The organism is Morganella sp. GD04133 (genome assembly GCF_029835375.1).
GTDB lineage: Bacteria > Pseudomonadota > Gammaproteobacteria > Enterobacterales > Enterobacteriaceae > Morganella > Morganella morganii_B.
Genome location: NZ_JAODZS010000046.1, coordinates 1 through 24,784 on the forward strand (window position 1 = coordinate 1; position 24,784 = coordinate 24,784).

Here is a 24,784-nt window from a genome sequence, read left to right on the forward strand (position 1 = left end):
CCCTGCTGATTGTGAAAAAGAGAGCTGCGGCTCTCTTTTTTTATATCTCTCTTCCGGCAGCGGCTGACAAAATTTACACAATCGCAATTGTAATAATACTGATTATCATTTACTCTTTACCGCAGTCAGGAGGAATGATATGTACGTATGTTTGTGTAATGCCATCAGTGATAAAGCCATCCGGAATGCCGTGCGTCAGAATAAGGTTCATTCCATCGGTGAACTGCGCAAAATTATCCCTGTCGGCACTGAATGCGGCAAATGCATCCGCCACGCCAAAGCCGTTATTGCAGAAGAGCATATGTCTGTCCCGGTTGACCGCGTCGCCTGAATCTTCTCTCTGAAACCCGCCGGAATTTTGAACTGTATCGCTATTTTGTCACTGTAATCACTCCGTGAATTATTTCCTGTGTCTATACTGAACAGACAGGAAACAAAGGAGGGTACATGAAAGGCGATAAAAAAATGATCTCGCATCTGAACAAATTGCTGGGAAATGAACTGGTTGCCATTAACCAGTATTTTCTGCATGCGCGTATGTTCAAAAACTGGGGTCTGATTAAACTCAACAACAAAGAATATGAAGAATCCATTGATGAGATGAAACACGCAGATGAATACATTGAGCGTATCTTATTTCTGGAAGGGATCCCGAACCTTCAGGATCTCGGCAAACTTCATATTGGCGAAGATGTGGAAGAGATGCTGAAGTCTGATCTTCAGCTGGAACTGGACGGCGCCAAAGATTTACGCGAAGCCATTGCCTATGCCGATTCCAAACATGATTATGTCAGCCGTGATTTAATGATAAAAATTCTGGCGGAAGAGGAATCTCACATCGACTGGCTGGAAACCCAGCTGGATCTGATAGCCCGTGTGGGCCTGCAAAATTATCAGCAGGCGCAGATGGCGGACGCAGACACAGAATAAAGAACAGAGAAATAATCACTGAAGTAAGCAATGTGCAGAACCGCCGGCAGGGAAACCCGCGGCGGTTTTTTCTTTTCTGATTTTTTGTCATAGTGCCGGAGATAATTTGCACAAATCCCGGTTTGCGGCTTGCTTTCAGGGCTCATTCACGTATAATGCGCGGGCTTGCCAATTGTGCAAGCCTGGTTGATACCAGCATTGGGCAGTCTGTTTTTTCGCTGTTCATGAAAATATCCCCGATATGGGGATTACATCGAGAACGATTACACTCCCCCGTCAATCGAAATGGGTGCGAGGAGTAATTTTTTACGTTTATAAAATAGTTGGAGCTCTGGTCTCATGCAGAACCAAAGAATCCGTATCCGCCTTAAAGCTTTTGATCATCGTCTGATCGATCAATCAACTGCGGAAATCGTAGAGACTGCTAAGCGCACTGGTGCGCAAGTTCGTGGTCCTATCCCGCTGCCGACCCGTAAAGAGCGTTTTACCGTTCTGATCTCTCCGCACGTCAACAAAGATGCGCGCGATCAGTACGAAATTCGCACTCACAAACGTCTGGTTGACATCGTTGAGCCAACTGAAAAAACCGTTGATGCTCTGATGCGTCTGGATCTGGCTGCCGGCGTTGACGTGCAGATCAGCCTGGGTTAATCAGGTATCAATTGATTGAGAGGTTGAAACAATGATTGGTTTAGTCGGTAAAAAAGTGGGTATGACCCGCATCTTCACTGAAGAAGGTGTGTCAATCCCTGTTACTGTTATCGAAATCGAAAATAACCGCGTTACTCAGGTTAAATCTGACGAAACTGACGGTTATCGTGCTATTCAGGTTACCACCGGCAGCAAAAAAGCTAACCGTGTGAACAAACCTGAAGCAGGACATTTCGCAAAAGCTGGTGTTGAAGCTGGTCGCCTGTTACGTGAATTCCGCCTGTCAGAAGGTGAAGAGTTCACTGTTGGCCAGAACATCAGCGTTGAAATTTTCGCTGACGTTAAGAAAGTTGACGTTACTGGTACATCTAAAGGTAAGGGCTTCGCCGGTACTGTAAAGCGCTGGAACTTCCGTACTCAGGATGCTACTCACGGTAACTCCTTGTCTCACCGTGTTCCGGGTTCTATCGGTCAGAACCAGACTCCGGGTAAGGTATTTAAAGGCAAGAAAATGGCAGGTCAGCTGGGTAACGAACGTGTAACCGTTCAGAGCCTGGATGTCGTTCGCGTTGACGCTGAGCGTAACCTGCTGCTGGTAAAAGGTGCTGTCCCGGGTGCAACCGGTAGCAACCTGATTGTTAAACCAGCTGTCAAGGCTTAACGTCGAGGAGATAGGAATGGAATTGGTAATGAAAGACGCGCAAAGCGCGCTGACTGTTTCCGAAACTACCTTCGGGCGTGATTTCAATGAAGCGCTTGTCCATCAAGTAGTTGTTGCGTATGCAGCTGGTGCTCGTCAAGGTACACGTGCTCAGAAAACTCGTGCTGAAGTTACTGGGTCTGGTAAAAAACCATGGCGCCAAAAAGGTACTGGTCGTGCCCGCTCTGGTTCAGTTAAGAGCCCAATCTGGCGCTCTGGTGGTATCACTTTCGCAGCGAAACCACAGGACCACAGTCAAAAAGTTAACAAAAAGATGTACCGCGGCGCGCTGAAAAGCATCCTGTCCGAACTGGTACGTCAGGATCGTCTGATCATTGTCGAAAAATTTGCTGTAGAAGCACCTAAAACCAAGCTGCTGGTACAGAAATTGAAAGATATGGCTCTGGAAGACGTGATGATCGTCACTCACGAAGTTGATGAGAACCTGTTCTTAGCAGCTCGCAACCTGTACAAGGTTGATGTGCGTGATGTCACTGCAATCGATCCGGTCAGTCTGATCGCGTTCGGTAAAGTAGTGATGACTGCTGAAGCAGTTAAGCAAGTTGAGGAGATGCTGGCATGATCCGTGAAGAACGTCTGCTGAAAGTACTGCGCGCGCCGCATGTATCTGAAAAAGCGTCTACCGCGATGGAAAAAACCAATACCATCGTGCTCAAAGTTGCTAAAGACGCGACTAAAGCTGAAATTAAAGCTGCAGTTGAAAAACTGTTCGAAGTCAAAGTTGAAGGTGTTAACACTCTGCTGGTTAAAGGCAAAGTGAAGCGCCACGGTCAGCGTTTCGGTCGTCGTAGCGACTGGAAAAAAGCTTACGTCACCCTGCAGGAAGGCCAGAATCTGGACTTCGTCGGCGGCGCTGAGTAAGTCGGAGGAGTAAAGAACAATGGCAATTGTTAAATGTAAACCTACGTCTCCGGGCCGTCGCCACGTCGTTAAAGTGGTTAACCCTGAGCTTCACAAGGGCAAACCTTACGCACCACTGCTTGAGAAAAACAACAAGTCTGGTGGTCGTAACAACAATGGCCGTATCACTACCCGTCATATTGGTGGTGGTCACAAGCAAAATTACCGTATTGTTGACTTTAAACGTAACAAAGACGGTATCCCGGCTGTTGTAGAACGTCTGGAATATGATCCAAACCGTTCAGCAAATATTGCTCTGGTATTATACAAAGACGGTGAACGCCGTTACATCCTGGCGCCTAAAGGCCTGAAAGCTGGTGATCAAATCCAGTCTGGTGTTGATGCTGCAATCAAAGCGGGTAACGCTCTGCCAATGCGCAACATTCCGGTTGGTTCTACTGTTCATAACGTAGAAATGAAACCAGGTAAAGGCGGCCAGATGGCACGTTCTGCCGGTACTTACGTTCAGATCGTTGCGCGCGATGGTGCTTATGTCACTATTCGTCTGCGTTCCGGTGAGATGCGTAAAGTTCCTTCAGACTGCCGCGCGACTTTAGGTGAAGTGGGTAACGCTGAACACATGCTGCGCGTTCTGGGTAAAGCCGGTGCAAGCCGCTGGCGTGGTATTCGCCCTACCGTTCGCGGTACTGCGATGAACCCGGTAGACCACCCACATGGTGGTGGTGAAGGTCGTAACTTTGGTAAACACCCTGTAACACCATGGGGCGTTCAGACCAAAGGTAAGAAGACTCGTAAAAACAAACGCACTGAACACTTCATCGTTCATCGTCGTACTAAGAAATAATTAGAGGATAAGCCATGCCACGTTCTCTCAAGAAAGGTCCTTTTATTGACCTGCACTTGCTGAAGAAGGTAGAGAAAGCGGTGGAAAGCGGTGACAAAAAGCCTGTTAAGACTTGGTCCCGTCGTTCAACGATCTTTCCTAACATGATCGGTTTGACCATCGCTGTCCATAATGGTCGTCAGCATGTTCCGGTTTACGTTACCGACGAAATGGTTGGTCACAAACTGGGTGAATTCGCGCCGACCCGTACTTATCGCGGCCATGCGGCTGATAAAAAAGCCAAAAAGAAATAAGGTAGGAGGAAGAGATGGAAACTATTGCTATGCATCGCCACGCTCGTTCTTCTGCTCAGAAGGTTCGCCTGGTGGCTGACCTGATCCGCGGTAAGAAAGTGTCGCAAGCTCTGGAAATTTTAACCTTTACCAACAAGAAAGCTGCTGGTTTAGTGAAGAAAGTCCTGGAGTCTGCTATTGCTAACGCAGAACACAACGATGGCGCTGACATCGATGATCTGAAAGTAGCGAAAATTTTCGTTGACGACGGCCCAACCATGAAGCGCATCATGCCTCGTGCAAAAGGTCGTGCAGATCGTATTCTTAAGCGCACCAGCCACATCACTGTGGTTGTGTCCGATCGCTGATACCTGGAGACTAGCAATGGGTCAGAAAGTAAATCCAAATGGTATTCGCCTGGGTATTGTTAAACCTTGGAACTCTACCTGGTTTGCGAACACCAAAGAATTCGCTGACAACCTGGACAGCGACTTTAAAGTACGTAAGTACTTAACTAAAGAACTGGAAAAAGCGTCAGTTTCACGCATCGTTATCGAGCGTCCTGCTAAGAGCATCCGTGTGACTATTCACACTGCACGCCCTGGCATCGTGATCGGTAAGAAAGGTGAAGACGTTGAAAAACTGCGCAAAAGCGTTTCAGATATCGCTGGCGTTCCTGCGCAGATCAATATTGCCGAAGTACGTAAACCTGAACTGGACGCAAAATTAGTTGCTGACAGCATCACTTCACAGCTGGAACGTCGTGTTATGTTCCGTCGTGCTATGAAGCGTGCGGTACAGAATGCTATGCGTTTAGGCGCTAAAGGTATCAAAGTCGAAGTCAGCGGCCGTTTAGGCGGTGCTGAAATCGCACGTACTGAGTGGTATCGCGAAGGCCGTGTGCCTCTGCATACCCTGCGTGCAGACATCGATTACAACACCTCTGAAGCTCAGACTACTTATGGTGTTATCGGTGTGAAAGTGTGGATCTTCAAAGGTGAGATTCTGGGTGGCATGGCTGCAGTTGAACAGGCGGAAAAACCGGCTGCTCAACCTAAAAAACAGCAGCGTAAAGGCCGTAAGTAAAGGAGAGTCGCTGAATGTTACAACCAAAGCGTACAAAATTCCGTAAAGTGCACAAAGGCCGTAACCGCGGTCTGGCAGCCGGCGCGGATGTGAGCTTCGGCACTTATGGTCTGAAAGCTGTTGGCCGTGGTCGTCTGACCGCACGTCAGATCGAAGCAGCACGTCGTGCTATGACCCGTGCAGTTAAGCGTCAGGGTAAAATCTGGATCCGTGTGTTCCCGGACAAACCTATCACTGAAAAGCCTCTTGAAGTGCGTATGGGTAAAGGTAAAGGTAACGTGGAGTATTGGGTTGCCTTAATCCAGCCGGGTAAAGTCCTGTATGAAATGGACGGCGTATCGGAAGAGCTTGCTCGTGAAGCATTCAAGCTGGCAGCAGCTAAACTGCCTATCAAAACCACCTTTGTAACTAAGACGGTGATGTAATGAAAGCGAAAGAGCTGCGCGAAAAAAGCGTTGAAGAGCTGAACACTGAGCTGCTGAACCTGCTGCGCGAACAATTTAACCTGCGTATGCAAGCGGCAAGCGGCCAGTTACAACAGTCTCATCTGTTAAAACAAGTGCGTCGTAATATTGCACGTGTTAAGACTTTATTGACTGAGAAGGCGGGTGCGTAATGACCGATAAAATCCGTACTCTGCAAGGTCGTGTTGTTAGTGACAAAATGGAGAAATCCATCGTTGTGACTATCGAGCGTATGGTGAAACACCCTCTGTATGGTAAGTTCATCCGTCGTACGACTAAACTGCACGTACATGACGAGAACAATGAATGTGGTATCGGTGACGTGGTAGAAATCCGCGAAACCCGTCCACTGTCTAAGACTAAGTCCTGGACCCTGGTTCGCGTCGTAGAGAAAGCGGTACTGTAATAGCACTGCTTTCTGATGTAGAATAAACGGCTCGGCTTTAGAGCCGTTTATTTTTTTCTATCCATAACGAAGATGTGGTGTTATAATGCCGCGCCCTCGTAATATGGGTATTTGGACGGCCTCTCTTTTTAGTAAGAGTGGCTCAGTAGTAGTTGACATTTAGCGGAGCACTAAAATGATCCAAGAACAGACTATGCTGAACGTGGCCGATAACTCCGGTGCACGTCGCGTAATGTGTATCAAGGTTCTAGGTGGCTCGCACCGTCGCTACGCAGCTGTAGGCGACATTATCAAAATTACCATCAAGGAAGCAATTCCGCGCGGTAAAGTAAAAAAAGGTGATGTTCTGAAGGCAGTAGTGGTGCGCACCAAGAAGGGTGTACGTCGCCCTGACGGTTCTGTCATTCGCTTCGATAGCAACGCTTGTGTATTGTTAAACAATAACAGCGAGCAGGTTATCGGTACGCGTATTTTTGGGCCGGTAACTCGTGAACTTCGTAACGAGAAGTTTATGAAAATTATCTCACTGGCACCTGAAGTACTCTAAGGAGCGGAACTATGGCAGCGAAAATCCGTCGTGATGACGAAATTATCGTGCTGACCGGCAAAGATAAAGGTAAGCGCGGTAAAGTAAAACAGGTTCTTTCTTCTGGTAAAGTTATCGTTGAAGGTATCAATCTGGTTAAGAAACATCAGAAGCCGGTTCCGGCCCTGAACCAACCAGGTGGCATCGTTGAAAAAGAAGCTGCAATTCAGGTTTCTAACGTTGCAATCTTCAATGCGGCAACCGGCAAGGCTGACCGTGTAGGTTTTAGATTCGAAGACGGCAAAAAAGTCCGTTTCTTCAAGTCTAACAGCGAAACTATCAAGTAATTTTTGGAGTATACGATGGCGAAACTGCATGATTACTACAAAGACGAAGTAGTTAAACAACTGATGACTCAGTTTAACTACAATTCTGTCATGCAAGTCCCTCGGGTCGAGAAGATCACCCTGAATATGGGTGTTGGTGAAGCAATTGCTGATAAAAAACTGCTGGATAACGCAGCAGCTGACTTAGCAGCAATCTCTGGTCAGAAACCATTGATCACCAAAGCACGCAAATCTGTTGCAGGCTTCAAAATCCGCCAGGGCTATCCAATCGGCTGTAAAGTAACTCTGCGTGGCGAACGCATGTGGGAGTTCTTTGAGCGACTGATTTCTATTGCTGTACCACGTATTCGTGACTTCCGTGGCTTGTCCGCTAAGTCTTTCGATGGTCGCGGTAACTACAGCATGGGCGTACGTGAACAAATCATCTTCCCTGAAATCGATTACGATAAAGTGGATCGTGTTCGTGGTCTTGATATTACTATCACTACCACCGCGAAATCTGATGATGAAGGTCGCGCACTGTTATCAGCGTTTAACTTCCCGTTTCGCAAGTAAGGCAGGGTATTCATGGCTAAGAAATCTATGAAAGCACGTGATGTAAAACGTGCAAAATTAGCTGAGAAATTCTTCGCAAAACGCGCAGAACTGAAAGCTACCATCTCCGATGTCAACGCATCAGATGACGATCGTTGGGATGCTGTTCTGAAGCTTCAATCTCTGCCACGTGATTCCAGTCCTTCCCGTCAGCGTAACCGTTGCCGCCAAACCGGGCGTCCACACGGTTTTCTGCGGAAGTTTGGCTTAAGCCGTATTAAAGTCCGTGAAGCCGCTATGCGCGGTGAAATCCCGGGCCTTAAGAAAGCTAGCTGGTAATTGTCACCATATTGAATCACGGGAGTAAAGACAGATGAGCATGCAAGATCCCATCGCGGATATGCTGACCCGTATCCGTAACGGTCAGGCCGCGAACAAAGTTGCGGTCACCATGCCTTCCTCCAAGCTGAAAGTGGCGATTGCCAACGTGCTGAAGGAAGAAGGTTATATTGAAGATTTTAAAATCGAAGGCGACATCAAGCCGGAACTGGAACTGACTCTTAAGTATTTCCAGGGTAAGGCTGTTGTAGAAAGTATCCAGCGCGTAAGCCGCCCAAGTCTGCGTATTTATAAGCGCAAAGACGAACTGCCGCAAGTTATGGCAGGTCTGGGTATCGCAGTTGTTTCTACATCTAAAGGTGTAATGACTGATCGTGCAGCTCGCCAGGCTGGTCTTGGTGGCGAGATTCTCTGCTACGTAGCATAATTCGGGAGGAAAGAATGTCTCGTGTGGCAAAAGCACCCGTCGTCATTCCTGCCGGCGTAGAGGTAAAACTCAACGGTCAGGTTATTTCGATTAAGGGTAAAAACGGCGAGTTGAGCCGTAATATCCACAACGCTGTAGAAGTTAAACATGCAGACAACCAGTTAACCTTTGGTCCGCGTGACGGTTTTACCGACGCATGGGCACAGGCTGGTACAACTCGTGCACTGGTTAACGCTATGGTTGTTGGTGTTACCGAAGGCTTCTCTAAGAAGCTGCAACTGGTAGGTGTTGGTTATCGTGCAGCCGTTAAAGGTGATGTGGTAAACCTGTCTGTAGGTTTCTCTCACCCGGTAGAGCACAAACTGCCGGCTGGCGTTACTGCTGAATGTCCGACCCAAACTGAAATCGTACTGAAAGGTGCAGATAAGCAGGTTATTGGTCAGATCGCAGCAGACTTACGCGCCTATCGTCGCCCTGAACCTTACAAAGGTAAAGGTATTCGCTACGCCGACGAAGTCGTGCGTATTAAAGAGGCTAAGAAGAAGTAAGGTAACACTATGGATAAGAAAGCAGCTCGTATCCGTCGTGCGACCCGCGCACGCCGCAAGCTTATGGAACTGGGTGCAACCCGCCTGGTGGTACATCGTACCCCTCGCCATATCTATGCGCAGGTTATTGCACCAAACGGTTCTGAAACGTTGGTGGCCGCTTCTACTGTTGAAAAAGCTATCAGCGAACAAGTTAAATACACCGGAAACAAAGATGCCGCGGTTGCAGTAGGTAAAGCTATTGCTGAGCGCGCACTGGAAAAAGGAATCAAAGCAGTATCCTTTGACCGTTCAGGTTTCCAATATCATGGTCGAGTCCAGGCACTGGCAGATGCTGCCCGTGAAGCTGGCCTACAGTTCTAAGGTAGAGGTGTAAGATGGCACACATCGAAAAACAGGCTGGCGAACTGCAGGAAAAGCTGATCGCGGTAAACCGCGTATCTAAAACCGTTAAAGGTGGTCGTATCTTTAGCTTCACCGCACTGACTGTAGTGGGTGATGGCAATGGCCGCGTTGGTTTTGGTTACGGTAAAGCACGCGAAGTTCCGGCAGCAATCCAGAAAGCGATGGAAAAAGCCCGTCGCAACATGAAAACCGTTGCACTTAACAACGGCACATTATTCCACCCAGTGAAAGGCACACACACCGGTTCCCGCGTGTTTATGCAGCCTGCTCACGAAGGTACCGGTATTATTGCCGGTGGTGCAATGCGTGCTGTTCTTGAAGTTGCCGGTGTTCGTAACGTCCTGGCTAAAACTTATGGTTCCACGAACCCAATTAACGTTGTTCGTGCAACACTGGATGCTTTAGACAGCATGAAGTCTCCGGAAATGGTTGCAGCTAAGCGTGGTAAATCCGTCGAAGAAATTCTGGGGTAATGGACCATGGCTAAGACAATTAAAATTACACAAACCCGCAGCTCAATCGGCCGTCTGCCAAAACACAAGGCAACTCTGGTCGGTTTAGGTCTGCGTCATATTGGCCACACTGTAGAACGCGAAGATACACCAGCGGTCCGTGGTATGGTTAATCGTATTTCCTATATGGTTAAAGTTGAGGAGTAACAGATGCAATTAAATACTCTGTCTCCGGCAGCAGGTGCTAAACACGCACCGAAACGTGTAGGTCGTGGTATTGGTTCCGGTCTCGGTAAAACTGCAGGTCGTGGTCACAAAGGTCAGAGCTCTCGTTCTGGCGGTGGCGTACGTCGTGGGTTTGAAGGTGGCCAGATGCCTTTATATCGTCGTCTGCCAAAATTCGGCTTTACTTCACGTAAAGCGATGGTCACTGCTGAGATCCGTTTATCTGATCTGCAGCTGATCGAAGGCGATGTTATCGATCTTAATGTATTGAAAGCCGCAAACGTTATTGGTCCACAGATCGAGTACGCGAAAGTGTTCCTGTCTGGTGAACTGACTCGTGCAGTTACTGTACGCGGCCTGCGTGTTACTAAAGGCGCTCGTGCTGTTATCGAAGCTGCTGGCGGTAAAATCGAGGAATAAGTAACAGATGGCAAAGCAACCAGGTACAGATTTCCAAAGTGCTAAAGGCGGAATAGGTGAGTTAAAGCGTCGTTTACTGTTTGTGCTCGGCGCACTGATTGTTTTCCGTATTGGCTCTTTCATTCCTATCCCTGGTATTGATGCCACTGTTCTTGCGAAATTGCTCGAGCAACAACAAGGCACCATCATTGAGATGTTTAACATGTTCTCTGGTGGTGCGTTGAGTCGTGCTTCAATCTTTGCGCTGGGTATCATGCCGTACATTTCGGCATCGATTATCATCCAGCTGCTGAGCGTGGTGAACCCGCGCCTGGCGGAGATTAAGAAAGAAGGGGAAGCTGGTCGTCGTAAGATTAGCCAGTACACCCGGTATAGTACGTTAGTCCTCGGTATATTCCAATCTGTTGGTATCGCGATGGGCTTACCGAATATGCCTGGTATGCAGGGCCTGGTTATTAACCCCGGTTTTGCATTCTACTTCACGGCTGTTGTGAGTTTGGTGACAGGGACTATGTTCCTGATGTGGCTGGGTGAGCAGATTACTGAACGTGGTATCGGTAACGGTATTTCGATCATTATCTTCGCCGGTATTGTTGCGGGCCTTCCGTCAGCAATTGGTCATACCATTGAGCAAGCTCGTCAAGGCGAACTGCACTTCCTCCTGTTGCTATTGGTTGCAGTCTTGGTATTTGCGGTTACTTGCTTTGTTGTCTTTATGGAGCGTGGTCAGCGTCGTATCGTCGTTAACTATGCCAAACGTCAGCAAGGCCGCCGTGTTTACGCGGCACAAAGTACACACTTACCGTTGAAAGTGAATATGGCGGGTGTAATTCCTGCGATTTTCGCTTCCAGTATTATCCTGTTCCCTGGTACAATTGCATCTTGGTTCGGTGATGGTACTGGTTGGGATTGGCTGACGACAATTTCTATGTATCTGCAGCCAGGCCAGCCGCTCTATGTGTTACTTTATGCCTCTGCAATCATATTCTTCTGTTTCTTCTATACCGCACTGGTATTTAATCCAAGAGAAACAGCAGATAACCTGAAGAAGTCCGGTGCATTTGTACCAGGAATTCGTCCGGGAGAGCAAACGGCCAAGTACATCGATAAAGTAATGACCCGTTTAACTTTAGTTGGCGCGTTATACATTACCTTTATCTGCCTAATCCCGGAGTTCATGCGTGACGCAATGAAAGTACCTTTCTACTTTGGTGGTACTTCCCTCTTAATCGTGGTTGTGGTCATCATGGACTTTATGGCTCAAGTGCAAACTCTGATGATGTCAAGTCAGTACGAGTCTGCATTGAAAAAAGCAAACCTCAAAGGTTATAACCGTTAATTCGGTTTGCTTTAGAAGTTACGGAGAGTAAAAATGAAAGTTCGTGCTTCCGTCAAGAAATTATGCCGTAACTGCAAAATCGTTAAGCGTCACGGTGTCGTGCGCGTGATTTGCAGTGCTGAGCCTAAGCATAAACAGCGCCAAGGCTAATAAAAAGCATATTTTTCTTGCAAAGTTGGATTGAGCTGGCTAAATTAGCCAGCCAATCTTTTTATAAACGTGGTTCTACTGTTTGAGTATCCTGAAAACGGGCTTTTCAGATCAGTATTACCCCAAAATTTTTAGGAGTGCATAGTGGCCCGTATAGCAGGCATTAACATTCCTGATCATAAACATGCTGTTATTGCATTAACTGCAATTTTCGGCATCGGCTTAACCCGTTCACAGGCTATCTGTAAAGCAACGGGTATTGCTGAAGATGTTAAGATCAGTGAGCTGTCTGAAGAGCAAATCGACCAACTGCGTGACGAAGTTGCTAAATACGTTGTAGAAGGTGACCTGCGCCGTGAAGTGACCCTCAGCATCAAACGTCTTATGGACATTGGTTGCTATCGTGGTTTACGCCATCGTCGTGGTCTTCCGGTACGCGGTCAGCGTACGAAGACTAACGCACGTACCCGTAAGGGTCCGCGTAAGCCGATCAAGAAATAATCGGGGAATCTTATAATGGCAAAAGCACCTGTTCGTGCACGTAAGCGTGTAAGAAAACAAGTCTCTGACGGTGTGGCTCATATCCATGCTTCTTTCAACAACACAATCGTTACCATCACTGACCGTCAGGGTAACGCATTAGGTTGGGCAACTGCCGGTGGTTCCGGTTTCCGTGGTTCTCGTAAATCAACTCCATTCGCAGCACAGGTTGCAGCAGAACGTTGCGCAGAGGCTGTGAAAGAGTACGGTATTAAGAATCTGGAAGTTATGGTTAAAGGACCTGGTCCTGGCCGTGAGTCAACCGTTCGCGCATTAAACGCGGCTGGTTTCCGCATCACTAACATTACTGATGTGACTCCGATCCCTCATAACGGTTGTCGTCCTCCGAAAAAACGTCGCGTTTAATCGCCCTCACGTTTTTTAGGATAGTTGGAGAAAGAAAATGGCTAGATATTTGGGTCCGAAGCTCAAGCTGAGCCGTCGCGAAGGAACAGACCTCTTCCTGAAGTCTGGTGTTCGCGCGATTGACACCAAGTGTAAATTAGATCAAGCACCAGGCCAGCACGGCGCCCGTAAACCGCGTCTGTCTGATTATGGTGTTCAGTTACGTGAAAAACAAAAAGTTCGTCGTATGTACGGCGTACTGGAACGTCAGTTCCGTAACTACTATAAAGAAGCAACCCGCCTGAAAGGCAACACCGGTGAAAACCTGCTGTCTCTGCTGGAAGGTCGTTTAGACAACGTTATTTATCGTATGGGCTTTGGCGCAACCCGCGCAGAAGCACGTCAGATCGTCAGCCACAAAGCTGTCATGGTAAATGGCCGTGTTGTAAACATTGCTTCTTATCAGGTTTCCCCTAACGACGTAATCAGCATTCGTGAAAAAGCGAAAAAACAGTCTCGTATTAAGGCTGCTTTAGAGCTGGCTGAGCAGCGTGAAAAACCAACTTGGTTGGAAGTTGATGCTGCGAAAATGGAAGGTGTGTTCAAACGTATTCCTGAGCGTACTGACCTTTCTGCTGATATTAACGAGCACCTGATCGTCGAGCTTTACTCTAAGTAAGGCTTAGCACCAAAGAGAGGACACAATGCAGGGTTCTGTGACAGAGTTTCTTAAACCGCGCCTGGTTGATATCGAGCAAATCAGTTCGACGCACGCCAAGGTGACCCTTGAACCATTAGAGCGTGGCTTTGGCCATACTCTGGGTAACGCACTGCGCCGTATTCTGCTTTCGTCTATGCCGGGTTGTGCGGTAACTGAGGTTGAGATTGATGGTGTACTCCATGAGTACAGCACTAAAGAAGGTGTACAGGAAGATATCCTGGAAATTCTGCTCAACCTGAAAGGGCTGGCGGTAAAACTTCAGGGGAAAGATGAAGTCATCTTAACTCTGAATAAATCTGGCATTGGCCCTGTGACTGCAGCCGACATCATCCATGACGGTGATGTTGAAATCGTCAAGCCGGAGCATGTAATTTGCCATCTCACTGACGAAGGCGCATCTATTAATATGCGCATCAAAGTTCAGCGTGGTCGTGGTTATGTTCCGGCTTCTGCCCGAATTCATTCGGAAGAAGATGAGCGCCCAATCGGTCGTCTGTTAGTAGACGCGTGCTACAGCCCAGTTGAGCGTATTGCTTACAATGTTGAAGCAGCACGTGTTGAGCAGCGTACCGATTTGGATAAATTGGTTATCGAAATGGAAACCAACGGCACGATTGATCCAGAAGAATCAATTCGTCGTGCGGCAACCATTCTGGCCGAACAACTGGAAGCTTTCGTTGACTTACGTGATGTTCGTCAGCCGGAAGTGAAAGAAGAAAAACCAGAATTCGATCCGATTTTACTGCGCCCAGTAGACGATCTCGAATTGACTGTCCGCTCTGCTAACTGTCTCAAGGCAGAAGCAATCCACTACATCGGTGATCTGGTACAGCGTACAGAAGTTGAGTTGCTCAAAACGCCTAACCTTGGTAAGAAATCACTTACTGAAATTAAGGACGTTCTGGCATCTCGTGGCTTATCTCTGGGCATGCGTCTGGAAAATTGGCCGCCGGCAAGTATTGCTGACGAATAAGATCACAGGTTAAGGTTTTACTGAGAAGGATAAGGTCATGCGCCATCGTATGAGTGGTCGTCAATTGAACCGCAACAGCAGCCATCGCCAAGCTATGTTTCGTAACATGGCCGGTTCTTTAGTTCGTCACGAAATTATCAAGACGACTTTGCCTAAGGCAAAAGAACTGCGTCGCGTTGTTGAGCCGTTGATTACCCTGGCTAAAACGGATAGCGTTGCTAACCGTCGTTTAGCATTCGCCCGTACTCGTGATAACGAAATCGTGGCAAAACTGTTCAACGAGCTGGGACCACGTTTCGCTCAGCGTGCAGGTGGTTACACCCGCATTCTGAAATGTGGTTTCCGTGCTGGTGACAATGCTCCAATGGCTTACATTGAGCTTGTTGACCGCGCTGAATCCCAGACTGAAGCAGCAGCAGAGTAATCTGTTACTGCGTAAAAAAACCGGGTTTTTACCCGGTTTTTTTATTTCTGTTAATCCTGCCCTTGAAGTTACTCCCCTCATCCCCATATCTCTGCCAATGACATACAACATTTTACGATTCTGATATGATGGCTTCAGGCCAGATGATGTCAGGAGGTTGCCGATGTACCGAATTGGTCAGCTAGCAAAACTTGCAGAAGTGACACCGGATACAATCCGTTTTTATGAAAAACAGGGCATGATGGATCATCAGACCCGGACGGATGGCGGCTATCGTTTGTATACTGAGCAGGATCTGCACCGGCTGCGTTTTATCCGCTATGCAAAACAATTAGGGTTTACCCTGGAAGCGATCAGCGAACTGTTATCGATCCGCGTTGATCCTGAACATCACACCTGCCGGGAATCAAAGCAAATTGTGGATGACCGGCTGAAAGATGTGGAAACAAAGTTAGTTGAAATGCAGCGAATGCGGGATTCCCTGAAAATGCTGAGTGATGCCTGTTGCGGAACGGCTCATGTCAGTTCACAATGCACCATCCTGGAAATCCTTGAACAGGGCGCGACAGAGCCCTGTGGCTGTTCACAAAAAGAGAGTAAGCATAATCAATGAGGTTACTATGACAAAATATGCTCACAAGCGCGGCGTAATACAAGATAACGCCCTCGAAGCACTGTTATCCGATCCGCTTTTCCGGCAGAGAGTAGAAAAAAATAAGAAAGGTAAAGGGAGTTACAACCGGAAAGAAAAACACAACAAGGCAGGTTACCGGGAGGCCAGTAGTAAGCGATTAGATAATCTTTTACTACTGGCCTTTTAGTTTATTATTTCCTTTGTTCTTTTAATAAATCACGGATTTCAGTCAGTAATGTTTCTTCTGCTGATGGTGCCGGTGGCGCAGCGGGAGCTTCGGCCTGTTCGCGGCGTAATTTATTCAGCATTTTGATGGCAATGAAGATAGCAAATGCGACGATAACGAAATCAAAAACGGTTTGCAGGAATACACCATAGTTCAGTACAACAGCAGGCACATCTCCGCTGGCTTCCCGCAGCACAACGGCAAATTGCTTGAAGTCGATTCCGCCGATCAGTAAACCGAGTGGTGGCATGATGACATCAGCAACTAATGAGGACACAATTTTGCCGAATGCTGCACCGATAATGATACCGACAGCCATATCAACGACATTGCCGCGCATTGCAAATTCACGAAACTCTTTTATGAAGCTCATACCCTTTTCCTTACCAAAAATGTTAACAACTTGTCATTCTCAAGTATAAATCAATAGTATTTACTATCAAAATATTAAGCACTTATTTATAAAAAGAACGGACTTGGCTGGAAGAGCTTCTCCACCTCGGGTACGTGGCGTTTATCAGTAATGAACAGCACGACATGGTCTCCCTGTTCAATACTGTGCTCATCATTGGCAATAATTACCTGCTCATCTCTGACAATCGCACCAATAATCGTACCCGGTGGCAGCTTAATATCGGCAATTTTGCGTCCGACAACTTTTGAGGTGTTTTCATCGCCATGTGCAATTGCTTCAATGGCTTCCGCAACACCACGGCGCAGCGAGGACACACTGACAATATCTGCCTTGCGCACATGACCGAGTAATGCAGAAATAGTAGCTTGTTGCGGGGAGATAGCGATATCAATCACACCGCCCTGAACCAGATCCACATAGGCGCTGCGCTGGATAAGCACCATGGCTTTTTTGGCCCCCATCCGCTTGGCAAGCATTGCGGACATGATATTGGCCTCGTCATCGTTGGTCAGGGCGATAAAGACATCAACCTGTTCAATATGTTCTTCTGCTAATAATTCCTGGTCGGAGGCATCCCCGTAGAAAACAATAGTGTCATGCAGCAGCTCTGCGAGATCGGTTGCCCGGTTAGCGTTATGCTCGATCAGTTTGACGTTATAGTCTTTCTCGATACGCAGTGCCAGACCGGCACCGACGTTCCCGCCGCCGACAATCATGATTCGCTTATACGGTTTTTCCAGACGCTGTAGTTCACTCATTACCGCACGGATATGCTCGGATGCGGCGACAAAGAACACTTCATCACCGGCTTCAATAATGGTTGAACCCTGCGGGCGAATCGGTCTGTCCTGACGGAAGATGGCCACAACCCGTGTTTCAATATGCGGCATATGCTCGCGCAGGCTGGAAAGGGCGTTTCCGACCAGCGAGCCGCCGTAATAAGCTTTCACGGCGACAATACTGACACGGCCTTCGGCAAAATTCACAACCTGAAGGGCGCCGGGATACTGGATCAGTTTATAGATGCTGTCGATCACCAGCTGTTCCGGGGCGATCAGGTGATCGATCGGGATCGCTTCCGGTAAAAATAATTTATCGGCTTCCCGGACATATTCTGAGGATCGGATACGGGCGATCTTATTCGGCGTATTGAACAGGGTGTATGCAACCTGGCAGGCGATCATATTGGTTTCATCGGAGTTGGTCACTGCGACGAGCATATCCGCATCTTCCGCACCGGCTTCCCGCAGTACCCGCGGATGAGAGCCGGCTCCGTTTATTACCCGGAGATCGAATTTATCCTGTAACTGACGCAGCCTGTCCGGGTTGGTATCCACAACAGTAATATCGTTGTTTTCATCCACTAAGTTTTCTGCCAGTGTGCCGCCGACCTGACCGGCACCGAGAATAATAATTTTCATATAAATGATCGTCCGGGTTGTTTATCAGGCAGGAAGTGCCTGTTTAACCAGTTTAGCGTAAAAAAATCCGTCTCCGCTCTGCGCATCCGGCAGCATCTGGTAGCCTGTTGCTGGTGTATCGGTTAATACAGCATCACGGTGCGAAGAGAGAAAATTATTTATCTGATGAATATTCTCCTCCGGTAACACCGAGCAGGTTGCATAGACCAGTGTGCCGCCGGGCTTGAGATAAGGCCAGACGGCGTCCAGAATTTCCCGTTGCAGCGCAGCCAGCTCATTGATGTCATTATCACGGCGCAGCCATTTGATATCCGGATGACGGCGGATAACGCCGGTCGCAGAGCAAGGGGCATCCAGCAAAATGCGATCGAATATCTGAGATTCTGCCCACTGTTCCGGATAACGGCCGTCACCGGTTTTCACCACCGCGTTTTGTTTAAGTCGTTGTAAATTCTCATTAACCCGGGTTAAACGCTGTTTATCCACATCAACAGCCATGACATGAGCGCGGGGTGCTATCTCCAGAATGTGGGTGGTTTTCCCGCCGGGTGCCGCGCACAAGTCTAAAATAGTCTCATCATTCTGCGGATCAAGCAGTAATGCACAGCCCTGCGCGGAACTGTCCTGCACGGTAACCCAGCCATCCGCAAACCCCGGCAGATCAGTGACCGGGCAGGGCGTTGCCAGACGCAGTGCATCGGGATATGCCGGATTATAAAAGGCTTCAATATCCTTTTCTGCCAGCAGGGCCTGATATGCCTGAGCAGAGTGATGGTTACGGTTAACCCGCAGCCACATCGGCGGTTTTTCATTATTTGCCGTAATAATCGCTTCCCAGTTGTCAGGATATGCCGCCTGAATCCGCGACAGCAGCCATTTCGGATGCAGCCAGCGGCTTTCATTATTGGCAAAACGTTCGGACAGCACCTGCTCCTGACGCTGGAACTGACGCAGCACCCCGTTAATCAGTCCCTTCAGCTGGGGTTTTTTCAGTGCAACAGCACCATTAACCGTTTCGGATAGTGCGGCATGTGCCGGGATCCGTGTATAACGGAGTTGATAAAAACCGACCAGAATCAGATAATGCAGTACCCGTTGCTTACCGGTCAGCGGTTTTGCCATCAGTTGCTGGCTGTACCATTCGAGCTCCGGCAGTACCCGCATCACACCAAAACATAATTCCTGCAGCAATGCTTTATCTTTCGGGTTGATATCCCGCTGATATTCAGGCAGAAGTGCGCTGAGTGACTGTCCCTGATCCAGGACCTGGCTGATGATACGGGCAGCAATGCTGCGTAGGTTATAACTGTTTTTCATTGTGATTCCGGTATGCCGGCAAGCGATAAAGAGAAAGGGTGACCGGCATACCACACTGGGCATGCCGGTTATGAAACAAAATTACAGTGAATTTCCCGGGGTAAACCATTCTTTGCGGGAATTCAGAATATCAGCGGCTGACATCGGTTTTTTCCCGGCAGGCTGTAACTGTGTGATATTCAGGATCCCTTCTGCAGTGGCAACCTGAATGCCGTTTTTATCCGCACGGATAACCGTTCCCGGCGCTGCGGAAGTCTGTTCCGCAATCACATTGGCCTGCCAGACTTTCACCGGTTGCTCATCAATCACCATGTAGCTGATTGGCCACGGGTTGAAGGCACGGATACAGCGGTCCAACTGTGCGGCAGAAAGAGACCAGTCCAGCCGGGCTTCTTCTTTGCTCAGTTTTTCTGCATAGGTGACCAGAGTGTTGTCCTGTTTTTCAGGGCGGAGCGCATTCTGACAGACCAGAGACAGTGTATGTAACAGTGCCTGCGGGCCGATACCGGCGAGTTTTTCATACAGGGATGCACTGGTATCTTCTGATGTGATATCACATTCAGCTTTATACAGCATATCGCCGGTATCCAGACCGGCATCCATCTGCATGATGGTCACGCCGGTTTTGGCATCACCGGCCCACAATGCACGCTGGATAGGCGCTGCACCACGCCATGCCGGTAACAGGGAACCATGAACATTCAGACATCCCAGGCGCGGAATATCCAGCACTGCCTGCGGTAAAATCATCCCGTAGGCCACGACAATCATAATGTCTGCCTGCTGGTCACGTATCCACTGGTGATTTTCTTCTTTGCGCAGTGTGGATGGCTGGAAAACAGGAATATCGTGCTGTTGTGCCAGTTCTTTTACCGGGCCTGCGGTGATTTTTTTCCCGCGGCCGGCAGGGCGATCCGGCATGGTTAAGACGCCAACGACATTATGCTCTGACTGAATCAGGGCATCGAGGTGGCGTGCGGCAAAATCAGGCGTTCCTGCAAAGATAATACGTAATGAATCTGACACGTTGCTTTCCTGTAAAAATAATAATGCCACAAACAATAACAGTGCCCGTGCGCTGCTGCGGTCTGTGGCAGATAAAGACTGCGGGTATTAAGACCGGGCTCTGAGTCTGTCCAGTTTTTCGACTTTCTGACGGATGCGCTGGCGTTTCATAGCGGAAAGGTAATCAACAAATAATTTGCCTTCCAGGTGATCCATTTCATGCTGGATACAAATTGCCAGCAGATCACCGGTTTCCAGCTCGAAAGGCTCGCCGTTATAGTCCAGCGCTCGGATTTTAACTTGCTCAGCACGCGGTACGAATGCCCGCTGCTCAGGAATCGATAAACAACCTTCTTCGATTCCGGCTTCTCCGGATTTTTCCAGCAGTTCCGGGTTGATCAGCACCAGGCGCTCATTCCGCTCTTCTGACACATCAATCACGATAATGCGCTGGTGGATATCAACCTGAGTGGCCGCCAGACCAATACCTTCTTCGTCGTACATGGTTTCGAACATATCATCGACAATCTTCTGAATGCCGGCATCGACTTTTTCAACCGGCTTTGCAATCTTGCGAAGCCGCTCGTCGGGATAATGTAATACAGTTAATAACGCCATAGATTTTTTCGTGTTCTATCTAAAAAATGGATGGAAATTAATGTCTATTCTAGACAGTTATCAGCCTGATTGACAGTATTGCCCGCAGCGGACACCGCATTTTTATCACAGGCTCAGTCGGGATGGTGCAATGGATGAAAGGGAAATTTGGTTACGTCTGGCGTGTATCAGGCGGTTAAGTGCTCATCATGCTGTCAGTGCTGCCACTATACTGACAGAGACCTGCTCACAGAAAAACGGTGCGATCTGCCGGCAGTTACATCAGTGCGGACTCACACTGGTGCAGTGTCAGCAATTTATGAATGTGAATACATCCAGGCTGAAAACGGCACTATTATGGGCTGATTCACCGGGTAACATGATATTGCCCCTGTCATCACCACACTATCCGTTTTTATTAAAGCAGATCTATTCACCCCCGCTTGTGCTTTTTGTGGCAGGGCAGTGTGAGGCGTTATCTGTCCCGCAGGTCAGTATGGTGGGCAGCCGTGCTGTTACCCATTACGGCGAAAAGTGGGCGGGCTGTTTTGCCCGGCATCTTGTGCAGCATAATCTGGTCATCACCAGCGGACTGGCTGCGGGTGTGGACGGATGCTGCCATGAGGCGGCGCTGGCATCCGGCGGAAAGACAATAGCGGTATCCGGCAGCGGGTTATCTCATATTTATCCTGCAAAGCACCGGTCTCTGGCAGAGGAGATTACAGAAAATGGCGCACTTATCTCTGAATATTTTCCGGATGTGCCGCCACTGGCCAAAAATTTTCCCCGCCGTAACCGGATAATCAGCGGGTTAAGCCGACTGCTGATTGTGATTGAGGCCGGACGGCGCAGCGGGTCATTAATTACGGCACAATGCGCGCTGGAGCAGGGGCGGGATGTATTTACGTTACCGGCAGTGCTTGGTAATCCGGCGTATGAGGGCAACCACTGGTTGTTGCAACAGGGTGCCTATATTGCAACAGCACCGGGGGATATCACGGATCATCTCGCGCTGAATATGCAGTGGCTGGCGCTGCCGCCGATCCCGGAAACACCGGAAGCGATTATCACACCCGTACAGGAGGAACTGCCGTTTGCACATGTGCTGATTAATGTGGATGATGAACCGACACCGGCGGATATCATTGCCGCGCGGTGTGAGCTGCCTGTCACGGAGGTGACAACACAACTGCTGCAGCTGGAGTTATCAGGTAAAATAGCCGTGGTCAGCGGGGGATATATCCGCCTGCATCACTGAACGGTATCGGCGTAAGGTAAAATTATCATGTCAAAATTAACGGCGGAATGCTGTCCGGAATGCGGCGGAGAGCTGGTTATCCGCAATGGTGCTCACGGTCCTTTTTTCGGCTGCTCTGCTTATCCGGAATGTGATTACATCCGTCCGCTGAAAGCCGGTACTGACGGACATATCATCAAAGTGCTGGACGGACAGTTGTGCCCGCAGTGCGGCGGGACGCTGGTGCTGCGTCAGGGGCGCTACGGAATGTTTATCGGCTGCGGAAATTTTCCGGAGTGTGAATATATTGCATCTATTGATTCACCGGATGAAACAACAGTGGCCTGTCCGCAGTGCCATGATGGTAAGTTACTTCAGCGTAAGTCCCGGTTCGGTAAAATTTTTTATGCCTGTAACCGCTATCCGGCCTGTCAGTTTTCACTGAACAGCAAACCGGTTGCCGGCGAGTGTCAGTATTGCGGCTATCCGCTGCTGGTGGAAAAGAGGACACCAACAGGCGTAAGATTAAGTTGTGCGAGTAAAGCCTGCGCAAAACGACAAAAAGAACAGAATGAGAATAATGATGAATCATAATCAAACCACAGCAAATTTCGACACAATCATAAAAGCACTTAATAACCAAGAAGTTATCGCCTATCCGACAGAGGCTGTCTTTGGCCTCGGGTGTGACCCGGACAGTGAACAGGCCGTGATGGCACTGCTGGATCTGAAGCAGCGTCCGTGGGAAAAAGGGCTGATTCTGATCGCTGATAACTATGATCAGGTGAAACCGTATATTGATGATTCACGGCTGACAGATGAACAGCGTGAAGCGATGTTTGCCTCCTGGCCGGGCCCGGTGACCTGGGTGATCCCGGCAAAACCCGCCACACCAAAATGGCTGACCGGCCGTTTTGACTCGCTGGCTGTCCGCGTAACCGATCATCCGGTGGTCAAAGCATTATGCCTGGCATACGGCAAACCGGTGGTGTCCACCAGTGCGAACCTGAGCGGGCTGGAGCCGTGCCGGACAACTGATGAAGTCAATGCACAGTTTAACGGACGGATCCCGGTGGTTGACGGGCTGGTCGGCGGGCGGAAAAATCCGTCTGAGATCCGTGATGCACTGACAGGGCAGTTATACCGCCAGAGCTGACAGAACACCAAAAGGACCCGGAATGAAAAAATTTGCCGTTTTTGGCCATCCGATTGCACACAGCCAGTCACCCTTTATTCATCAGGAATTTGCCGGACAATTTGGTATTGAACTGAGTTATGAGCGGATCCTTTCTCCGCTCGACGGCTTTCGCGACAGTGTTTCTGCATTTTTTGCTGCGGGCGGGATGGGAGCGAATGTCACATTGCCTTTTAAAGAGCAGGCGCATGCGCTGGTGAATGAGCGTAGTGAGCGGGCACAGGTCTGCGGCGCGGTAAACACCCTGTATCTGACAGAAGATAAACGGCTGGCAGGGGATAATACCGACGGCGAAGGGCTGGTGATTGATTTGCAGCGGCTGATGTTTATCCGCCCCGGTGACAGTATTCTGCTGATTGGTGCAGGTGGCGCGGCCCGGGGCGCACTGTTATCACTGTTACAGGCGGGATGCGCTGTTACCGTTACCAACCGGACATTCAGCAAGGCACAGTCTCTGGCTGAGCGGTTTGCCGGTCACGGAAAAGTCAGTGCAATGCCGATCAGTGAAACCGGAACAACCGGGTTTTCACTGATTATTAATGCCACATCGTCCGGGGTGGACGGCGCGGTTCCGCAGATCCCGTTGTCATTACTGAATCAGTCAGTTGCCTGTTACGATATGTTTTACCGTACGGGGCTGACACCTTTCCTGCAACTTGCCGCAGATAACGGTGTGACCCGGTATGCTGACGGGCTGGGTATGCTGGCTGGCCAGGCGGCTTTTGCATTCAGGTTATGGCATGGCGTATTGCCGGATATTGCACCGGTACTGACAAAACTCAAACAGAAGATGACATCATGAACCAGTCCATTCAGTTTCCGGATCGCGAATCACGGGACGATGACCGGGAGTGTATTGTCTTTCCGGTGATGATTAACGGCTTTTTATCGGATTGCCGCGTCTCTGCACAATACCTGCAATCCCGTTACGGAACGGAGCCCGGAGAGGATATGCTGTCGCTCTTCCGCCGGAACCGCTGGGATCTGGAGGAAGAGTTTGCCGAATATATTGAAAAGGGTGAAGCGGACGAACCGCCTTACCGGTTACCCTGCGACAGATAATCATTTTTCCACATAACATAGTTATTGGCTGAATATTTCAGCCCTTCATATTCTTCCGGTTTCAGCGGACGGACGGCTTTGGCAGGGCTGCCGAGATACAGGTAGCCGCTTTCCAGATGTTTGCCGGGAGAAACCAGACTGCCCGCGCCGATAATGACATCATCCTCTACCACCACACCGTCCAGCAGAATTGAACCCATACCGACCAGAACACGGTTACCGATAGTGCAGCCGTGCAGCATCACTTTATGGCCGACGGTAACATCCTCGCCGATAATCAGCGGGTGACCGGCCGGATTATCCGCCGTCTGGTGAGTGACATGTAATACGGAGCCGTCCTGAATATTGGTACGCTGACCAATCTGAATGTAATTGACATCTCCCCGGGCAACGACCAGCGGCCAGATACCGACATCATCAGCCAGACGCACATCACCGATAATGACGGAAGAATCATCGATCATGACATTTTTACCGACAGAAGGGGTTAATGTCAGATAGGGACGGAGTTTATTCACAATAATTACCTCAGAATATAAATGTATTTTGGTGATCTTAATGAGAGAGTTTACCGGAGGCAATGCAACTTTCGGGCATAATTGCCGGAAAATACGACATGATGCTCAAAAGACAGACAGTTAATAAGAAAATTCAAAAAAAAGGTTGTGCAAAACGAAAAGCTCCCTATAATGCGCCACCACTGACACGGAACAACGCGATAACAC

43 protein-coding genes are annotated in these 24,784 nt (G+C 48.9%); 37 read left to right on the forward strand and 6 right to left on the reverse strand.

What is annotated here, in order from left to right:
• Positions 1 to 139: 139 nt before the first annotated feature.
• From bfd to N7387_RS18730, 32 genes are all read left to right on the forward strand, one after another.
• Complete coding sequence (gene bfd, locus N7387_RS18575; protein WP_004238636.1) at positions 140 to 331, forward strand: bacterioferritin-associated ferredoxin; 192 nt, start codon at positions 140 to 142, stop codon at positions 329 to 331.
• A gap of 116 nt (positions 332 to 447) precedes the next feature.
• Positions 448 to 930, forward strand: a complete 483-nt coding sequence (gene bfr, locus N7387_RS18580) for a bacterioferritin (RefSeq protein WP_004238635.1) — start codon at positions 448 to 450, stop codon at positions 928 to 930.
• A gap of 339 nt (positions 931 to 1,269) precedes the next feature.
• Positions 1,270 to 1,581, forward strand: a complete 312-nt coding sequence (gene rpsJ, locus N7387_RS18585; protein ID WP_001181005.1) for a 30S ribosomal protein S10 — start codon at positions 1,270 to 1,272, stop codon at positions 1,579 to 1,581.
• Between the two features lie 31 nt (positions 1,582 to 1,612).
• Positions 1,613 to 2,242 (forward strand): 50S ribosomal protein L3, encoded by a 630-nt coding sequence (rplC, locus tag N7387_RS18590; RefSeq protein WP_004238634.1) that lies wholly within the window; start codon positions 1,613 to 1,615, stop codon positions 2,240 to 2,242.
• A 16-nt stretch (positions 2,243 to 2,258) separates the two neighbouring features.
• Positions 2,259 to 2,864, forward strand: coding sequence for a 50S ribosomal protein L4 (gene rplD, locus N7387_RS18595; protein ID WP_024474937.1), 606 nt, complete (start codon positions 2,259 to 2,261; stop codon positions 2,862 to 2,864).
• Complete coding sequence (gene rplW / locus N7387_RS18600) at positions 2,861 to 3,163, forward strand: 50S ribosomal protein L23 (RefSeq protein ID WP_004238631.1); 303 nt, start codon at positions 2,861 to 2,863, stop codon at positions 3,161 to 3,163. Before rplD ends, rplW begins: the two co-directional genes overlap by 4 nt.
• 19 nt (positions 3,164 to 3,182) lie before the next feature.
• Positions 3,183 to 4,007: a 50S ribosomal protein L2 gene (gene rplB / locus N7387_RS18605; RefSeq protein WP_274371581.1), complete on the forward strand. Its 825-nt coding sequence runs from the start codon at positions 3,183 to 3,185 to the stop codon at positions 4,005 to 4,007.
• A 14-nt stretch (positions 4,008 to 4,021) separates the two neighbouring features.
• Positions 4,022 to 4,300, forward strand: coding sequence for a 30S ribosomal protein S19 (gene rpsS / locus N7387_RS18610; RefSeq protein WP_015422335.1), 279 nt, complete (start codon positions 4,022 to 4,024; stop codon positions 4,298 to 4,300).
• Positions 4,301 to 4,314: 14 nt separating this feature from the next.
• A complete protein-coding gene (gene rplV / locus N7387_RS18615) occupies positions 4,315 to 4,647 on the forward strand; it encodes a 50S ribosomal protein L22 (protein WP_004238627.1) in 333 nt (110 codons plus the stop codon).
• Positions 4,648 to 4,663: 16 nt separating this feature from the next.
• A complete protein-coding gene (gene rpsC / locus N7387_RS18620) occupies positions 4,664 to 5,365 on the forward strand; it encodes a 30S ribosomal protein S3 (RefSeq protein WP_004238626.1) in 702 nt (233 codons plus the stop codon).
• 14 nt (positions 5,366 to 5,379) lie between these two features.
• A complete protein-coding gene (gene rplP, locus N7387_RS18625) occupies positions 5,380 to 5,790 on the forward strand; it encodes a 50S ribosomal protein L16 (RefSeq protein ID WP_004238625.1) in 411 nt (136 codons plus the stop codon).
• Positions 5,790 to 5,981, forward strand: coding sequence for a 50S ribosomal protein L29 (gene rpmC / locus N7387_RS18630; protein WP_004238624.1), 192 nt, complete (start codon positions 5,790 to 5,792; stop codon positions 5,979 to 5,981). The genes rplP and rpmC overlap by 1 nt, the downstream gene beginning before the upstream one ends.
• Positions 5,981 to 6,235, forward strand: coding sequence for a 30S ribosomal protein S17 (gene rpsQ, locus N7387_RS18635; RefSeq protein WP_015422334.1), 255 nt, complete (start codon positions 5,981 to 5,983; stop codon positions 6,233 to 6,235). Before rpmC ends, rpsQ begins: the two co-directional genes overlap by 1 nt.
• A gap of 175 nt (positions 6,236 to 6,410) precedes the next feature.
• A complete protein-coding gene (rplN, locus tag N7387_RS18640; protein ID WP_015422333.1) occupies positions 6,411 to 6,782 on the forward strand; it encodes a 50S ribosomal protein L14 in 372 nt (123 codons plus the stop codon).
• An 11-nt stretch (positions 6,783 to 6,793) separates the two neighbouring features.
• Complete coding sequence (gene rplX / locus N7387_RS18645) at positions 6,794 to 7,108, forward strand: 50S ribosomal protein L24 (RefSeq protein WP_004238623.1); 315 nt, start codon at positions 6,794 to 6,796, stop codon at positions 7,106 to 7,108.
• Between the two features lie 15 nt (positions 7,109 to 7,123).
• The gene (rplE, locus tag N7387_RS18650; RefSeq protein ID WP_004238621.1) at positions 7,124 to 7,663 is read left to right on the forward strand and encodes a 50S ribosomal protein L5; all 540 of its coding nucleotides are present in this window, start codon (positions 7,124 to 7,126) and stop codon (positions 7,661 to 7,663) included.
• Between the two features lie 12 nt (positions 7,664 to 7,675).
• Positions 7,676 to 7,981, forward strand: a complete 306-nt coding sequence (gene rpsN / locus N7387_RS18655; RefSeq protein ID WP_004238619.1) for a 30S ribosomal protein S14 — start codon at positions 7,676 to 7,678, stop codon at positions 7,979 to 7,981.
• Positions 7,982 to 8,015: 34 nt separating this feature from the next.
• A complete protein-coding gene (rpsH, locus tag N7387_RS18660) occupies positions 8,016 to 8,408 on the forward strand; it encodes a 30S ribosomal protein S8 (RefSeq protein ID WP_004242248.1) in 393 nt (130 codons plus the stop codon).
• Between the two features lie 14 nt (positions 8,409 to 8,422).
• Positions 8,423 to 8,956, forward strand: a complete 534-nt coding sequence (gene rplF, locus N7387_RS18665; protein ID WP_025154666.1) for a 50S ribosomal protein L6 — start codon at positions 8,423 to 8,425, stop codon at positions 8,954 to 8,956.
• A gap of 9 nt (positions 8,957 to 8,965) precedes the next feature.
• On the forward strand, positions 8,966 to 9,319 hold the full coding sequence (gene rplR, locus N7387_RS18670; protein ID WP_025154665.1) for a 50S ribosomal protein L18: 354 nt from the start codon (positions 8,966 to 8,968) through the stop codon (positions 9,317 to 9,319).
• A gap of 14 nt (positions 9,320 to 9,333) precedes the next feature.
• A complete protein-coding gene (rpsE, locus tag N7387_RS18675; protein ID WP_004238615.1) occupies positions 9,334 to 9,834 on the forward strand; it encodes a 30S ribosomal protein S5 in 501 nt (166 codons plus the stop codon).
• A 6-nt stretch (positions 9,835 to 9,840) separates the two neighbouring features.
• Positions 9,841 to 10,020: a 50S ribosomal protein L30 gene (rpmD, locus tag N7387_RS18680; RefSeq protein ID WP_004238614.1), complete on the forward strand. Its 180-nt coding sequence runs from the start codon at positions 9,841 to 9,843 to the stop codon at positions 10,018 to 10,020.
• 3 nt (positions 10,021 to 10,023) lie between these two features.
• Entirely contained in the window at positions 10,024 to 10,458 is a 435-nt protein-coding gene (rplO, locus tag N7387_RS18685) for a 50S ribosomal protein L15 (protein WP_004242249.1), read from the forward strand.
• A gap of 7 nt (positions 10,459 to 10,465) precedes the next feature.
• Complete coding sequence (gene secY, locus N7387_RS18690; protein ID WP_025154664.1) at positions 10,466 to 11,797, forward strand: preprotein translocase subunit SecY; 1,332 nt, start codon at positions 10,466 to 10,468, stop codon at positions 11,795 to 11,797.
• Between the two features lie 33 nt (positions 11,798 to 11,830).
• Complete coding sequence (gene rpmJ / locus N7387_RS18695) at positions 11,831 to 11,947, forward strand: 50S ribosomal protein L36 (protein ID WP_015422332.1); 117 nt, start codon at positions 11,831 to 11,833, stop codon at positions 11,945 to 11,947.
• Positions 11,948 to 12,091: 144 nt separating this feature from the next.
• Positions 12,092 to 12,448 carry a 30S ribosomal protein S13 gene (gene rpsM / locus N7387_RS18700; protein ID WP_004242250.1) on the forward strand — a complete coding sequence of 119 codons (357 nt, stop codon included), beginning with the start codon at positions 12,092 to 12,094 and terminating at the stop codon, positions 12,446 to 12,448.
• A gap of 15 nt (positions 12,449 to 12,463) precedes the next feature.
• Positions 12,464 to 12,853: a 30S ribosomal protein S11 gene (gene rpsK, locus N7387_RS18705; RefSeq protein WP_003863312.1), complete on the forward strand. Its 390-nt coding sequence runs from the start codon at positions 12,464 to 12,466 to the stop codon at positions 12,851 to 12,853.
• A 37-nt stretch (positions 12,854 to 12,890) separates the two neighbouring features.
• Entirely contained in the window at positions 12,891 to 13,511 is a 621-nt protein-coding gene (rpsD, locus tag N7387_RS18710) for a 30S ribosomal protein S4 (protein WP_015422331.1), read from the forward strand.
• Between the two features lie 25 nt (positions 13,512 to 13,536).
• On the forward strand, positions 13,537 to 14,526 hold the full coding sequence (gene rpoA, locus N7387_RS18715; protein ID WP_004238609.1) for a DNA-directed RNA polymerase subunit alpha: 990 nt from the start codon (positions 13,537 to 13,539) through the stop codon (positions 14,524 to 14,526).
• Between the two features lie 37 nt (positions 14,527 to 14,563).
• Complete coding sequence (gene rplQ, locus N7387_RS18720) at positions 14,564 to 14,950, forward strand: 50S ribosomal protein L17 (protein ID WP_015422330.1); 387 nt, start codon at positions 14,564 to 14,566, stop codon at positions 14,948 to 14,950.
• Positions 14,951 to 15,113: 163 nt separating this feature from the next.
• Positions 15,114 to 15,563 (forward strand): Zn(2+)-responsive transcriptional regulator, encoded by a 450-nt coding sequence (gene zntR, locus N7387_RS18725; protein ID WP_186850171.1) that lies wholly within the window; start codon positions 15,114 to 15,116, stop codon positions 15,561 to 15,563.
• 7 nt (positions 15,564 to 15,570) lie between these two features.
• On the forward strand, positions 15,571 to 15,771 hold the full coding sequence (locus N7387_RS18730; protein ID WP_025154662.1) for a ribosome alternative rescue factor ArfA: 201 nt from the start codon (positions 15,571 to 15,573) through the stop codon (positions 15,769 to 15,771).
• 4 nt (positions 15,772 to 15,775) lie between these two features.
• Here N7387_RS18730 and mscL read toward each other — a convergent pair whose 3' ends face one another.
• From mscL to def, 5 genes are all read right to left on the reverse strand, one after another.
• Positions 15,776 to 16,183 carry a large-conductance mechanosensitive channel protein MscL gene (gene mscL / locus N7387_RS18735; RefSeq protein WP_279800643.1) on the reverse strand — a complete coding sequence of 136 codons (408 nt, stop codon included), beginning with the start codon at positions 16,181 to 16,183 and terminating at the stop codon, positions 15,776 to 15,778.
• Between the two features lie 86 nt (positions 16,184 to 16,269).
• Positions 16,270 to 17,646 carry a Trk system potassium transporter TrkA gene (trkA, locus tag N7387_RS18740; RefSeq protein WP_004238605.1) on the reverse strand — a complete coding sequence of 459 codons (1,377 nt, stop codon included), beginning with the start codon at positions 17,644 to 17,646 and terminating at the stop codon, positions 16,270 to 16,272.
• 24 nt (positions 17,647 to 17,670) lie between these two features.
• Complete coding sequence (gene rsmB / locus N7387_RS18745) at positions 17,671 to 18,963, reverse strand: 16S rRNA (cytosine(967)-C(5))-methyltransferase RsmB (protein WP_279800644.1); 1,293 nt, start codon at positions 18,961 to 18,963, stop codon at positions 17,671 to 17,673.
• An 81-nt stretch (positions 18,964 to 19,044) separates the two neighbouring features.
• Positions 19,045 to 19,989 carry a methionyl-tRNA formyltransferase gene (fmt, locus tag N7387_RS18750; protein WP_279800645.1) on the reverse strand — a complete coding sequence of 315 codons (945 nt, stop codon included), beginning with the start codon at positions 19,987 to 19,989 and terminating at the stop codon, positions 19,045 to 19,047.
• Positions 19,990 to 20,076: 87 nt separating this feature from the next.
• Positions 20,077 to 20,586, reverse strand: a complete 510-nt coding sequence (def, locus tag N7387_RS18755; protein WP_279800646.1) for a peptide deformylase — start codon at positions 20,584 to 20,586, stop codon at positions 20,077 to 20,079.
• Positions 20,587 to 20,716: 130 nt separating this feature from the next.
• On the opposite strand from def, the gene dprA reads away from it, so the two are divergent.
• Genes dprA through N7387_RS18780 form a run of 5 tightly spaced genes read left to right on the forward strand, consistent with a single transcriptional unit; the run spans position 20,717 to position 24,059 of the window.
• On the forward strand, positions 20,717 to 21,823 hold the full coding sequence (dprA, locus tag N7387_RS18760; RefSeq protein ID WP_279800647.1) for a DNA-processing protein DprA: 1,107 nt from the start codon (positions 20,717 to 20,719) through the stop codon (positions 21,821 to 21,823).
• A 27-nt stretch (positions 21,824 to 21,850) separates the two neighbouring features.
• The gene (locus N7387_RS18765) at positions 21,851 to 22,396 is read left to right on the forward strand and encodes a topoisomerase DNA-binding C4 zinc finger domain-containing protein (protein ID WP_279800648.1); all 546 of its coding nucleotides are present in this window, start codon (positions 21,851 to 21,853) and stop codon (positions 22,394 to 22,396) included.
• Entirely contained in the window at positions 22,386 to 22,958 is a 573-nt protein-coding gene (tsaC, locus tag N7387_RS18770) for an L-threonylcarbamoyladenylate synthase type 1 TsaC (protein WP_279800651.1), read from the forward strand. The genes N7387_RS18765 and tsaC overlap by 11 nt, the downstream gene beginning before the upstream one ends.
• 22 nt (positions 22,959 to 22,980) lie before the next feature.
• Entirely contained in the window at positions 22,981 to 23,799 is an 819-nt protein-coding gene (gene aroE / locus N7387_RS18775; RefSeq protein WP_279800649.1) for a shikimate dehydrogenase, read from the forward strand.
• Positions 23,796 to 24,059, forward strand: a complete 264-nt coding sequence (locus N7387_RS18780; RefSeq protein ID WP_279800650.1) for a DUF1488 domain-containing protein — start codon at positions 23,796 to 23,798, stop codon at positions 24,057 to 24,059. Before aroE ends, N7387_RS18780 begins: the two co-directional genes overlap by 4 nt.
• Here N7387_RS18780 and N7387_RS18785 read toward each other — a convergent pair.
• A complete protein-coding gene (locus tag N7387_RS18785) occupies positions 24,035 to 24,580 on the reverse strand; it encodes a gamma carbonic anhydrase family protein (RefSeq protein ID WP_279800652.1) in 546 nt (181 codons plus the stop codon). The two genes, N7387_RS18780 and N7387_RS18785, sit on opposite strands and share 25 nt — an antisense overlap.
• Positions 24,581 to 24,784: the final 204 nt, after the last annotated feature.